A 12,928-nucleotide genomic window follows, 5' to 3' on the forward strand; every position below is an offset into this window, starting at 1 on the left:
CCGTGTGTCGGCATGTCCAGCGCAGTGCGCAGAGCCGTCGTCGGCGCCTCGATCGGCAATGCCGTCGAATGGTTCGACTTCGCCATCTACGGATTCCTCGCCACCTTCATCGCCACGCACTTCTTTCCGGCCGGTGACGACACCGCCGCGCTGCTCAACACGTTCGCCATCTTCGCCGCGGCGTTCTTCATGCGACCGTTGGGGGGACTGGTCTTCGGGCCGCTCGGGGATCGTATCGGCAGGCAGAAGGTGCTCGCCGTCGTCATCCTGTTGATGTCCGGTGCGACGCTGCTGATCGGTCTGCTGCCGACCTACACCTCGATCGGGGTGGCCGCCCCGCTGCTGCTGCTCGGCCTGCGCTGCGTGCAAGGCTTCTCGGCCGGCGGCGAATACGGTGGCGGTGCGGTCTACCTCGCCGAGTACGCCGACCCCGAACGCCGCGGCCTCACCGTGACGTTCATGGCGTGGTCCGGGGTGCTGGGATTCCTGCTCGGATCCGTCACCGTGACCGTGCTCCAGACGACGTTGCCCGCCGCGGCCATGGACAGCTACGGCTGGCGCATCCCGTTCCTGCTGGCGGCGCCGCTGGGCCTGGTCGGCCTGTACATCCGGTTGCGCCTGGACGACACCCCGGAGTTCACCGCCCTGCGCACGCGCGCCGATATCGCGCGCCGGCCGCTCTACGAAGCGCTCACCACGTCGTGGCGGCCCATCATGTCGGTGATCGGCCTGTTCCTGATCTTCAACGTCGGCTACTACGTGGTGTTCACGTTCCTGCCGAGCTACCTGATCAAGACGCTGCACCACAGCAAGACGGCGTCGTTCGTGTCGATCACGCTGGCGAGCCTGGTGGCGTTGATCCTGATCCTGCCGCTGGCCGCATTGTCGGACCGGATCGGGCGGCGCCCGCTGCTGATCGCCGGGTCGGCGGGGTTCATCGTGCTGGCGTATCCGCTGTTCCTGCTGCTGAACTCGGGCTCGCTGGTGGCGGCGATCGGGGCGCACTGCGCGCTAGCCGCGATCGAGTCGGTGTACGTGTCGGCGGCGGTCACCGCGGGGGTCGAACTGTTCGCCACCCGGGTCCGGTACAGCGGTTTCTCCGTCGGCTACAACGTGTGTGTGGCACTGTTCGGCGGCACCACGCCGTACGCCGTGACGTGGCTGACCGCCAACGTCGGCAGTGTGGTCGCGCCGGCGGGTTATCTGATGGTCGCCGCGGTGCTGTCGCTCGGCGCGGTGGTGACGCTGCCCCGGGGAGACGGATCCAGCGCCGGGTGACCTGCCATGATGGGCCGATGACAGCGCAGCCGAAGTCGGCACGCCCGACTCCGGACAAAAAGTCGGCACGCCCGACGAAGGCCGATGTCGCCCGTCTGGCCAACGTCTCGCCCGCGACGGTCAGCTATGTGCTCAACGACGTCAAGGGCCAGACCATCTCGGCGCAGACCCGTGCCGCCGTGCACGACGCGGCCCGCCAGCTCGGCTACCGGCCCAACCTCGCGGCCCGCAACCTCGCCCGCGGTGGCAGTGGGGTGGTGCTCTACGTGGTGCCCCGGTTCTCGCTGGGTGAACTGCTGCTGGAGGTGGGCAGCCGGCTCACCACCGAACTCGGCCGGCACGGCATCGTGCTGTCCTTGCAATTCGAGACCGACGACGGCCGCAATGTCGTCGACGCGGTCGCCGATCTGAACCCGATCGCCGTCACCAGTGTGTTCCCGCTCAGCGGTGCGGCACTGGAATCGGTTGCCGCAGCAGGTATTCCGCAGATCCACCTGGGTAGCGCGCAGTTGCACGCGATGGGGGCGCTGCACCTGAGCATCGGGGAGATGCGGGTGGCGCATCTGATGTCACGCGGGCACCGCAGGCTGGCGTTCGCCTACGCCGAGGCCGAGGCGCTGCGCCCGCTGGGCGACTACTGGCTCGCCGGATTGCGGGTGGCCGCGCGCGATCTGCCCGAGATCGTCACCGGCGCCGTCGCCGCCGACGGCAGTGACGCGGCCGCGGTGGTGCGGGACTGGGTGGGCGCCGGGGTGACGGCGGTGTGCGCGCAGAGCGATGAGACCGCGCTGGTGGTGTTGCACGGTATCCGGGAGGCCGGGTTGCGCTGTCCGCAGGACCTCGCCGTGATGGGGGTCGACGCGATCCCGCTGGGCGCGGTGAGCGGGCCACCGCTGACCTCAGTCGGACTGGATGCCAAGACCATCGTCGAGGTGTCGGTGGCGGCGATGATGTCCGAGCTCGGCTATCCCAGCGGCCAAGAGCCCAGCAGTGAGAACGTCGCGCATCTGATTCAGCGCGCCTCCACCTGATGCTTGCCCTCCCGGCTGTGAGCCGCGTAACTTACGCGAGTAAGTAACCCCGGCAGCCTCCGGAGAAGGTGAGTGTTCAGTGACGGTTGACGCAACAAAAGAGGACGTCTACTTCGACCCGTACAACGTCGAACTCAACGCCAACCCGTATCCGGCGTTCGCCCGGCTGCGGGAGGAGGCGCCGCTCTACTACAACGAGCAGTTCGACTTCTACGCGCTGAGCCGGTTCGCCGACGTCAACAAGGCGCTGATCGACCACGAGACGTTCAGCTCGGCGCGGGGCGCCATCATCGAGCTCATCAAGGCCAATATCGAGATTCCCTCGGGCGCCTTGATCTTCGAGGATCCGCCGATCCACACCACGCACCGCAAGCTGTTGGCCCGGATGTTCACGCCGCGCAAGATCGCCGCGCTGGAACCCAAGATCCGGGAGTACTGCGCCCAGGCGCTGGACCCCCTGGTCGGCAGCGGCACGATCGACTTCATCACCGACTTCGGCGCCATCATGCCGATGCGGGTGATCAGTGCGCTGCTGGGTATCCCCGAGGACGACCAGGAGATGATCCGCGATCACGGCAACGCCCAGATGCGCACGGAGGCGGGTAAGCCGATGGAAGCCGCCGAGAAGGGCCTGGTCGACGGCTCGATCTTCGAGACCTATATCGACTGGCGCAAGGACAACCCGTCCGACGACATCATGACCGACCTGCTCAACGTCGAATTCACCGACGAGCACGGCGTGATCCGTCACCTCACCCGCGAAGAGCTGCTCATCTACATCAACGTGGTGGCGGGTGCGGGAAACGAGACGACGACCCGGCTGATCGGCTGGGCGGCCAAGGTGCTCGCCGAGCACCCGGACCAGCGGCGTCAGCTCGTCGAGAACCCCGCGCTCATCCCGCAGGCGATCGAGGAGCTGCTGCGCTTCGAGCCGCCCGCGCCACACGTCGCGCGCTATGTCACCCGCGATGTCGAGTACTACGGCCAGACCGTGCCCGCGGGCAGCTCGATGATGATGCTCATCGGCGCCGCGGTCCGCGACAGCCGCCAGTTCCCGCCCGACGGTGAGGTCTTCGACATCCACCGCGAGCAGCGTCAGCACCTGGCGTTCAGTGTCGGCACTCACTTCTGTCTCGGCTCCGCACTTGCGCGTCTGGAAGGCCGGATCGCCCTGGAGGAGATGCTCAAGCGCTTCCCGGAGTGGGAGATCGACCTGCCCAACGCGGCGTTGTCGCCGACGTCGACGGTCCGTGGCTGGGATTCGATGCCGGCCTTCATTCCGTGACCGTGAGCGACGCTTGCGGAGCGAACCATGGATGACACGCGGGAGCCGAGCCTGCGAGGCAACCGCGCGAGTCTGACCGTCCCGAGCTCCTGGGATGAGGTCCGCGCGGACTGGATGACCGCTGCGCTGGCCCGCGACTTTCCCGGTGCGGTGGTCGGCGAGGTCAGCGTCGCGATGCGCGATGACGGCACCAACCGGCGGGCCCGGCTGGCGCTGACGTACACCGCGGACGGACCTACCGGGCCTCCCGCGGTGTTCGTCAAGGCGGTCGATCCCGAACACCGGGAACTGATCAAACTCACCAGCGGGCTGCTGCACGAGCCGCGACTGTTCGCCTCGCACGTCGACCTGCCGCTGGAGCACCCGAGGGTGTTCGCCGCGGCCATCGACGAAGAGGCCGAAGACTTCGTCCTGGTCATGGAGGACCTGACCGCGCGTGACGCCGATCCACGTGACGCGACCCGGCCGCTGACCGTCGAGCAGGCGGCCGCCGGCGTGCGCGGGCTGGCCCGCCTGCACGGGAGGTTCTGGGGTGAGCGGCTGGGCCGACCCGGGCTGGACTGGCTAGAACCATTCGAGGAGTGGGACGGGATGCAGTACGCACCGCTGCCCGCCGCGCTGGAACGCCTCGGCGACGATGCGCCCGCCTCCGTGCATGCGCTGAGCATCGAGGATCTCATCGAAGGTATCTGGAAGCCCTTCGTCCGGACGTTGACCGGCCCGTCCGGCGGGGCACCGACGCTGCTGCACGGTGACGCGCACGTGGGCAACACCTACCTCCTGCCGACCGGGGAGCTGGGCTTCCTGGACTGGCAGGTGGCCCGTCGCGGCAACTTCTCGCTCGACCTCGGCTACTTCCTGCAGGGTGCGGTGACCACCGAGGACCGCCGGGCGCACGAGCGCGACCTGCTCGCCGTCTATCGCGAGGCGCTCGAGCTGCCTGCGGTGGAACTCCCGTCGGCCGACGAGATCTGGCTGCGCTACCGCGCGTCCGTGGCGCATGGGCTGACCTTGTGGCTGGCCACCGCCAGCGCCGGGGAACTGTGGCAGCGCCCGGATATCGCGCTGGCGCTCGCGCAGCGGTATTCGGCCGCGTACGACGATCTGCAGACAGCGGATGCGCTCGGCGAACTGGGGTCGAGACCGACCCGCTGACCGCGGTCTTAGGCGCCCGGCCCGCTGACCCCATAGGGTTGGGGCGTGCTAGGCCCTGCCCTGGTGGTGTTGTTCGCCTTGTGCGCCGCGATCTTTGCCGCTGTCGGCATCGTGGTGCGCCAGCGCGCCACCCTCGACGTTCCCCCGGAGCACGGGGTGAGCACCGTCATGGTTGCCACCCTGTTGCGCCGCCCGCTGTGGTGGGCGGGCACGGCGTCGGCCGTGGCCGGATTCGTCTTCCAGGCGCTCGCCCTGGCGCACGGCTCACTGCTGGTGGTGCAGCCGCTGCTGGTGTCGGCACTGCTGTTCGCGCTGCCGCTGAGCGCCCGGTTGGCGCACCGCAGGGTGACCCGCGGTGAATGGCTGTGGGCCATCCTGCTCACGCTGTCGCTGGCGGTGTTCATCCTGCTGGCGCATCCACGGGCGAATGAGCACATCGCGCCCGCCCGTCAGATCGCCGTGGCGGTGGTGATCAGCTTCCTGCTCGTCATCGCCTGCGTGGTGATCGCCGTGCGCAGACCGGGCTGGCAGCGCGCGGTGCTGCTGGCCGTCGGGGTCGGCGTGCTGTTCGGCATGGTGGCGGTGATGACCAAGGTCCTGACGCACCTGCTCGCCCGCGACAGCGTCGCCCAGGTGCTGGCCACCCCGGTGCCCTATGTCCTGGTGGCGCTGGGCGTGGTGGCCACCCTGCTGCAGCAGTCGGCGTTCCACGCCGGCTCCCTGCAGACCTCGGTGCCCACCATGATCGTGATCGAGCCGTTGGCCGCCGTGCTGCTGGGCGCTTTCATCCTCGGAGAGCAGCTGGACGCCAACGGATGGGAGTCCATCGCCCTGACCGCAGCGGTGGTGGTCATGACGACCGCGACGATCGCGCTGGGTCGTGACGAGGGCGCCTACGAAGCACAGCTGGAAGCCCGCAAGACTCCGACGCCCAGTTAGCTGGCTCACAACACACTGGTCGTCGCCGCGAACCGGGCATATCTTTAGTTTTGCTAACGTTGTTTCGGTTACCGGGCCGCAGAGCCCGGCATATGGCACCAGAATTTCATTGATCTGAAGAGTTATCGGGGGTTTCCGCATGACCAACGACACGAGCGATGAGCGTTTCGAGCTCCGCCTCGACCACCTGTACGACACCGACCCGCAGTTCGCCGCCGCGACGCCCAGCGCCGAGGTGATCGCCGCCGTCGACGAGCCCGGGCTGCGTCTGCCCGCCATCGTCAAGACCGTGTTGCAGGGGTACGGCGACCGGCCCGCGCTGGGCCAGCGCGCCGTCGAATTCGTTGCCGATCCCGCGACGGGGCGGACGGTGGCCTCGTTACTGCCGCGGTTCGAGACCATCACCCACCGGCAGCTGTGGGACCGGGTGCAGGCGATCGCCAACGCTTGGCAGAACCATCCGGTCGCCATCGGGGATCGGGTCGCGATCCTCGGCTTCACCAGCGTCGACTACACCACCGTCGACACCGCGCTGACCCAGCTGGGCGCCGTCTCGGTGCCGCTGCAGACCAGCGCGTCGGTCGCGGCGTTGCAGCCGATCGTCGCCGAGACCGAACCCGTCCTGATCGCCACGAGCGTCGACTACCTGGATGACGCCGTCGCTCTGGTGGCGGGCGCGAACACCGCGCACCTGGTGGTCTTCGACTACCACCCCGAGATCGACGACCAGCGTGAGGCCGTCGAGGCCGCACAGGCCCGGCTGGGCTCCGGCGTCACCGTCGAGGCGCTCGCCGACGTCCTCGAGCGCGGTGCCGATCTGCCCGATATCGAGGGTGTCACCGGCTCCGAAGACGACCCGCTGTCCCTGCTGATCTACACCTCGGGCAGCACCGGAGCGCCCAAGGGCGCGATGTACCTGGAGAGCAAGGTCGCCAACATCTGGCGACCGGCCGCCAACGCACACTGGGACGACAGTCAGGGCAAGGTGCCCTCGATCGTGCTGAGCTTCATGCCGATGAGCCACGTGATGGGCCGCGGCATCCTCTACGGCGCACTGGCCGCCGGTGGCACCGTCAACTTCGCCGCCCGCGCAGACTTGTCGACCTTCCTGGATGACCTGGCGCTGACCCGCCCGACCCAGCTGAACTTCGTGCCGCGTATCTGGGACATGCTGTTCCAGGAATTCCAGAGCCGGATCAGCAGGGCCGGATTGGCAGGCGTCGACGAGAACGCGGTACTGGCCGATATGCGCGAGAACGTGCTCGGCGGGCGCTATGTCAGCGCGCTGACCGGTTCGGCACCCATCTCGCCCGAACTCAAGGCCTGGGTCGAGCGCCTGCTCGACCAGCACCTGCTGGAGGGCTACGGATCGACCGAGGCGGGCTCGGTGTTCGTCGACGGCCGGATCACCCGTCCGCCGGTGCTGGACTACAAACTGGTCGATGTCCCCGAATTGGGCTACCGGCTCTCCGACGTCCCGCACCCGCGCGGTGAGCTGCTGGTCAAATCCACCCAGCTGTTCCCGGGTTACTACAAGCGGCCCGAGATCACCGCGCAGATGTTCGACGAGGACGGTTTCTACCGCACCGGCGATATCGTCGCCGAACTCGGGCCCGACGAGGTCCGCTACGTGGACCGGCGCAACAACGTGCTCAAGCTGGCCCAGGGCGAGTTCGTCACCGTCTCCAAGTTGGAGGCCGCGTTCACCAACAGCCCGCTGGTGCAGCAGATCTACATCTACGGCAACAGCTCTCGGCCGTACCTGCTGGCCGTCGTCGTGCCCAGCGACCCCGACGCGACCAAGGCGGCCATCGCCCAGTCGCTGAAGGACACCGCCCGGGCCGCGGACCTGCAGAGCTACGAGATCCCGCGGGATTTCCTGGTGGAGACCACGCCGTTCACGGTGGAGAACGGTCTGCTGACCGGGATCCGGAAGTTGGCCTGGCCCAAGCTCAAGGAGCGCTACGGCGCCGAACTGGAGGCGTTGTACGCCGAGCTCGCCGATGGGCAGGCCAACGAATTGCAGACCCTGCGTCAGCACGGTGCCGAGGCGCCGGTGCTGGAGACGGTCTCCCGCGCCGCGGTCGCCCTGCTGGGCGCGGCCAGCAGCGATGTGGCGCCGGATGCGCACTTCACCGATCTGGGTGGGGATTCGTTGTCGGCGTTGACGTTCGGGAATCTACTGCAGGAGATCTTCGGGGTCGAGGTGCCGGTGTCGGTGATCGTGAGTCCGGCCTCGGATCTGGCGACCGTCGCCGCGCATATCGAGACGCAGCGCGCCGGTGGCACCGGCCGGCCCACCTTCACCTCGGTCCATGGCGCCGGAGCAAAGGAAGTCCATGCCGCGGACCTGACCCTGGACAAGTTCATCGACCCCGCGACGTTGGCGGCGGCGCCGTCGCTTCCGAAGGCGGGCAGCGAGATTCGCACGGTATTGTTGACCGGTGCGACCGGGTTCCTGGGGCGTTACCTGGCCTTGGAGTGGCTGGAGCGGATGGATCTGGTGGATGGGAAGCTGATCTGTCTGGTGCGCGCGCGCTCGGATGAGGAGGCGCGGGCTCGGCTGGACAAGACGTTCGACTCGGGTGATCCGAAACTCCTTGCGCACTACCGGGAACTGGCTGGCGATCATCTTGAGGTGATCGCCGGTGACAAGGGTGAGGCCGATCTGGGGTTGGACAGGGCCACCTGGCAGCGGTTGGCCGATACGGTGGATTTCATCGTCGATCCGGCTGCGCTGGTCAATCACGTGCTGCCCTACAGCGAGTTGTTCGGTCCCAATGCGTTGGGGACCGCGGAGTTGATCCGGATTGCGCTGACGACGAAGATCAAGCCGTTCGCCTACGTCTCCACGATCGGTGTCGGTTGGGGTATCGAGCCCGGCCGGTTCGTCGAGGATGCCGATGTCCGGACCATCAGTGCCACCAGGGTCGTCGACGACAGCTATGCCAACGGTTACGGCACCAGCAAGTGGGCCGGTGAGGTGTTGCTGCGTGAGGCGCACGATCTGGCCGGATTGCCGGTGTCGGTGTTCCGCTGCGACATGATCCTGGCCGATACCACTTACGCCGGACAGCTGAACCTGCCCGACATGTTCACCCGGATGATGTTCAGTCTGGTGGCCACGGGTGTGGCGCCTAAGTCGTTCAATGAGCTTGATGCGCAAGGTAATCGGCAGCGTGCCCACTACGACGGGCTGCCGGTCGAGTTCATCGCGGAGGCCATCTCGACACTCGGCGCCCATGTCGGCGCGGGCTTCGAGACCTATCACGTGATGAATCCCTATGACGATGGCATCAGCATGGACACCTTCGTCGACTGGCTGGTCGAAGCGGGCTACAAGATCGAGCGCGTCGACGCCTACGCCGACTGGCTCGACCGGTTCGAAACCACCCTGCGGGCCCTGCCCGACAGGCAGCGCCAGGCCTCGCTGCTGCCGCTACTGCACAACTACCAGCGGCCCGGCGTCCCGGTCAACGGTGCGATGGCCCCGACCGAGGTGTTCCGCGCTGCGGTGCAGGACGCGAAAATCGGTGCGGACAAGGACATCCCGCATGTCAGCCCCGCGGTGATCGTGAAGTACATCACCGACCTGCAGTTGCTCGGCCTGCTGTAGGGCTTTTCTCAGCGCATTGACAGCCGCGAGTGGGAATTCGCCGACCTTCTCGTTCGTCATTCCTAGTGGAGCTCAATGATGCGCTCCCTCCTGATTTGTCTTGAAATACCGAATGTTTCAGAGGTTTTGTGATGTCCACAGCTACCCAGGACGAACGGCTCGAACGCCGCATCGCCGACTTGATCGCCAATGATCCGCAGTTCGCCGCGGCGCGACCCGACGCCACCGTCGCCGAGGCCGCCGAAGCCCCCGGGATCAGACTCCCGCAGATCGTCCAGACCGTCCTGCAGGGCTACGCCGACCGGCCGGCCCTCGGGCAGCGCGCCGTCGAGTTCGTCACCGATCCGGCCACCGGCCGGACGACGGCCGCGCTCCGCCCTCGGTTCGAGACCGTCACCTACGGGGAGCTGTGGAACCGGGTTCGCTCGGCCGCTGCCGCGCTGTACGACTCCGGTGTGGCCGCAGGTGACCGGGTGGCCATCCTCGGCTTCACCAGTGCCGACTACACCGTCATCGACACGGCCCTGGGCCAGATCGGTGCGGTTTCCGTTCCGCTGCAGTCGAGTTCGTCCGCTTCCGCGCTGGCGCCCATTCTGGCCGAGACCGAGCCGCGGGTCATCGCTGCCAGTATCGGATATGTCGACGAGGCCGTCGAGCTCGCGCTCACCGGTCACGCACCCGAGCGCGTCCTCGTCTTCGACTACCACTCGGAGGTCGATGACCACCGCGAGGCCCTGGCCGCTGCCGTCGAGGCGTTGAGCGCGGCAGCCGTGGTCGTCGAAACCCTGTCCGAGGCGCTGGCGCGCGGCAGCGAGCTGGCACAGGCCCCGGCGCCCAGCGGTGAGGACCCCAACCCGCTGTCCCTGCTGATCTACACCTCGGGCAGCACCGGTGCCCCGAAGGGCGCGATGTATCTGGAAAGCCAGGTCGCGTCGTTCTGGCAGCGCTCGAGCGAGTCGTGGTTCGGCCCGAGCGTCGCCTCGATCAACCTCAACTTCATGCCGATGAGTCACGTGATGGGCCGCGGCATCCTGTACAGCACCCTGGCCGCGGGTGGCACCTGCTATTTCGCCGCCCGCGCCGATCTGTCCACCCTCCTGGAGGACCTGGCACTGGCCCGGCCCACCGAGCTGAACTTCGTTCCCCGCGTGTGGGAGATGCTCTATCAGGAATTCCAGAGCCGCACCGCGCACGGCACCGATGAGGATGCGGTCCTCGCCGACATGCGGGACAACCTGCTCGGCGGGCGCTATGTGGACGCCATGACCGGCTCCGCCCCGATCACCGATGCGCTGAAGTCCTGGGTGGAGTCGTTCCTCGGTATCCACCTTCGCGAGGGTTACGGCTCCACCGAGGCCGGCATGGTGTTCTTCGACGGACGGGTGCAACGGCCGCCGACCATCGACTACAAGCTGGTCGACGTCCCCGACCTCGGTTACTACCACACCGATCAGCCGTATCCGCGCGGCGAACTTCTGGTCAAGACGGTCAACCTGTTCCCCGGCTACTACAAGCGGCCGGAGGTCACCGCCGGCGTGTTCGACGAGGACGGTTTCTACCGGACCGGCGATATCGTCGCCGAACTCGGGCCCGACGAGGTCCGCTATGTGGACCGGCGCAACAACGTGCTCAAGCTGGCCCAGGGCGAGTTCGTCACCCTGGCCAAACTCGAAGCCGCGTTCAGCAACAACAGCCCGCTGGTGCGGCAGATCTACGTGTACGGCAACAGCGCTCAGCCTTATCTGCTGGCCGTGGTGGTACCCACCGAGGACGCCCAGGCGCGCTGGTCGCACGACGAGCTCAAGCGGAACATCGCCGCCTCGTTCCAGGATGTCGCCAAGGCGCTGGAGCTGCAGAGCTACGAGGTGCCCCGGGATTTCCTGGTGGAGACCACGCCGTTCACGGTGGAGAACGGTCTGCTGACCGGGATCCGGAAGTTGGCCTGGCCCAAGCTCAAGGCCCATTACGGACCCGCACTCGAGGAACTGTACGCCGAGCTCGCCGACGGGCAGGCTCGTGAGTTGAGAGAGCTCCGATCTGCCGGTGCCGACGCGCCGGTGATCGAGACCGTGGCGCGCGCTGCCGCGGCACTGCTCGGTGCGGCGACCTCGGATGTGGCGCCGGATGCGCACTTCACCGATCTGGGTGGGGATTCGTTGTCGGCGTTGACGTTCGGGAATCTTCTTCAGGAGATCTTCGGGGTCGAGGTGCCGGTGTCGGTGATCGTGAGTCCGGCCTCGGATCTGGCGACCATCGCCGCGCATATCGAGACGCAGCGCGCCGGTGGCACCGGCCGGCCCACCTTCTCCTCCGTGCACGGCCGGCATGCGGCCGAGGTCACCGCGAGTGAGCTCACGTTGGACAAGTTCCTGGATGCCGCGACGTTGGCGGCGGCGCCGTCGCTTCCGAAGGCGGGCAGCGAGATTCGCACGGTGTTGTTGACCGGTGCGACCGGGTTCCTGGGTCGCTATCTGGCCTTGGAGTGGCTGGAGCGGATGGATCTGGTGGATGGGAAGCTGATCTGTCTGGTGCGCGCGCGCTCGGATGAGGAGGCGCGGGCTCGGCTGGACAAGACGTTCGATAGTGGTGACCCGAAACTCCTTGCGCACTACCGGGAACTGGCTGGCGATCATCTTGAGGTGATCGCCGGTGACAAGGGTGAGGCCGATCTGGGGTTGGACAGGGCCACCTGGCAGCGGTTGGCCGATACGGTGGATTTCATCGTCGATCCGGCTGCGCTGGTCAATCACGTGCTGCCCTACAGCGAGTTGTTCGGTCCCAATGCGTTGGGGACCGCGGAGCTGATCCGGATTGCGCTGACGACGAAGATCAAACCCTTCGCCTACGTCTCCACCATCGGCGTCGGCGATCAGATCGAGCCGGGCACGTTCGTCGAGGATGCCGATGTCCGGACCATGAGCGCTACCAGGGCCATCAACGACAGCTATGCCAACGGTTACGGCACCAGCAAGTGGGCCGGTGAGGTGTTGCTGCGTGAGGCGCACGATCTGGCCGGGTTGCCGGTGTCGGTGTTCCGCTGCGACATGATCCTGGCCGATACCACTTACGCCGGACAGCTGAATCTGCCCGACATGTTCACCCGGATGATGTTCAGCCTGGTGGCCACCGGGATCGCACCCGGATCGTTCTACCAACGCGATGCCGCGGGCAAGAGGCAGGCGTCGCACTACGACGGGCTGCCGGTGGAGTTCATCGCCGAGGCCATCTCGACGCTCGGTGCGCACGTTCAGGACGGGTTCGCGACGTACCACGTGATGAATCCGTACGACGACGGCATCAGCATGGACACCTTCGTCGACTGGCTGGTCGAAGCGGGCTACAAGATCGAACGCGTCGACGACTACGCCGAGTGGTTGTCCCGGTTCGAGACGACGCTGCGCGGGCTGCCCGACAAGCAGCGCCAGGCCTCGCTGCTGCCGCTACTGCACAACTACCAGCACCCGGAGACCCCGCTCAACGGTTCGATCGCGCCGACAGAGGTGTTCCGCGCTGCCGTGCAGGACGCGAAAATCGGTGCGGACAAGGACATCCCGCATGTCAGCCCCGCGGTGATCGTGAAGTACATCACCGACCTGCAGTTGCTCGGACTGATCTAGATCCGTG

Annotated in this window: 7 protein-coding genes; all 7 read left to right on the forward strand. The window is 67.1% G+C overall.

The window, feature by feature from the left end:
• The first annotated feature begins 12 nt into the window (after positions 1-12).
• The 7 genes from QN239_RS03650 to car (QN239_RS03680) all read left to right on the forward strand — a co-directional run bounded on the left by QN239_RS03650 (position 13) and on the right by car (QN239_RS03680) (position 12,921).
• Positions 13-1,278, forward strand: coding sequence for an MFS transporter (locus tag QN239_RS03650; RefSeq protein ID WP_499008221.1), 1,266 nt, complete (start codon positions 13-15; stop codon positions 1,276-1,278).
• A 17-nt stretch (positions 1,279-1,295) separates the two neighbouring features.
• Entirely contained in the window at positions 1,296-2,309 is a 1,014-nt protein-coding gene (locus tag QN239_RS03655; RefSeq protein ID WP_499008222.1) for a LacI family DNA-binding transcriptional regulator, read from the forward strand.
• A 79-nt stretch (positions 2,310-2,388) separates the two neighbouring features.
• Positions 2,389-3,594, forward strand: a complete 1,206-nt coding sequence (locus tag QN239_RS03660; protein ID WP_499008223.1) for a cytochrome P450 — start codon at positions 2,389-2,391, stop codon at positions 3,592-3,594.
• 27 nt (positions 3,595-3,621) lie between these two features.
• Positions 3,622-4,749 carry a phosphotransferase gene (locus QN239_RS03665; protein ID WP_499008224.1) on the forward strand — a complete coding sequence of 376 codons (1,128 nt, stop codon included), beginning with the start codon at positions 3,622-3,624 and terminating at the stop codon, positions 4,747-4,749.
• Between the two features lie 45 nt (positions 4,750-4,794).
• On the forward strand, positions 4,795-5,688 hold the full coding sequence (locus tag QN239_RS03670; RefSeq protein ID WP_263988203.1) for a DMT family transporter: 894 nt from the start codon (positions 4,795-4,797) through the stop codon (positions 5,686-5,688).
• A gap of 139 nt (positions 5,689-5,827) precedes the next feature.
• Complete coding sequence (gene car / locus QN239_RS03675) at positions 5,828-9,304, forward strand: carboxylic acid reductase (RefSeq protein ID WP_499008225.1); 3,477 nt, start codon at positions 5,828-5,830, stop codon at positions 9,302-9,304.
• A 131-nt stretch (positions 9,305-9,435) separates the two neighbouring features.
• Positions 9,436-12,921, forward strand: coding sequence for a carboxylic acid reductase (gene car / locus QN239_RS03680; protein WP_499008226.1), 3,486 nt, complete (start codon positions 9,436-9,438; stop codon positions 12,919-12,921).
• The last annotated feature ends 7 nt before the right edge of the window (positions 12,922-12,928 follow it).

This window comes from Mycolicibacterium sp. Y3 (genome assembly GCF_051188035.1).
GTDB classification, from domain to species: Bacteria; Actinomycetota; Actinomycetes; order Mycobacteriales; family Mycobacteriaceae; genus Mycobacterium; species Mycobacterium fluoranthenivorans.

Excerpts from the sequence above, each read along its gene's own strand:
- car (WP_499008225.1), top strand. The coding sequence starts at position 5,828 with ATGACCAACGACACGAGCGATGAGCGTTTCGAGCTCCGCCTCGACCAC.
- QN239_RS03655 (WP_499008222.1), top strand. The coding sequence starts at position 1,296 with ATGACAGCGCAGCCGAAGTCGGCACGCCCGACTCCGGACAAAAAGTCG.
- QN239_RS03650 (WP_499008221.1), top strand. The coding sequence starts at position 13 with ATGTCCAGCGCAGTGCGCAGAGCCGTCGTCGGCGCCTCGATCGGCAAT.
- QN239_RS03665 (WP_499008224.1), top strand. The coding sequence starts at position 3,622 with ATGGATGACACGCGGGAGCCGAGCCTGCGAGGCAACCGCGCGAGTCTG.
- car (WP_499008226.1), top strand. The coding sequence starts at position 9,436 with ATGTCCACAGCTACCCAGGACGAACGGCTCGAACGCCGCATCGCCGAC.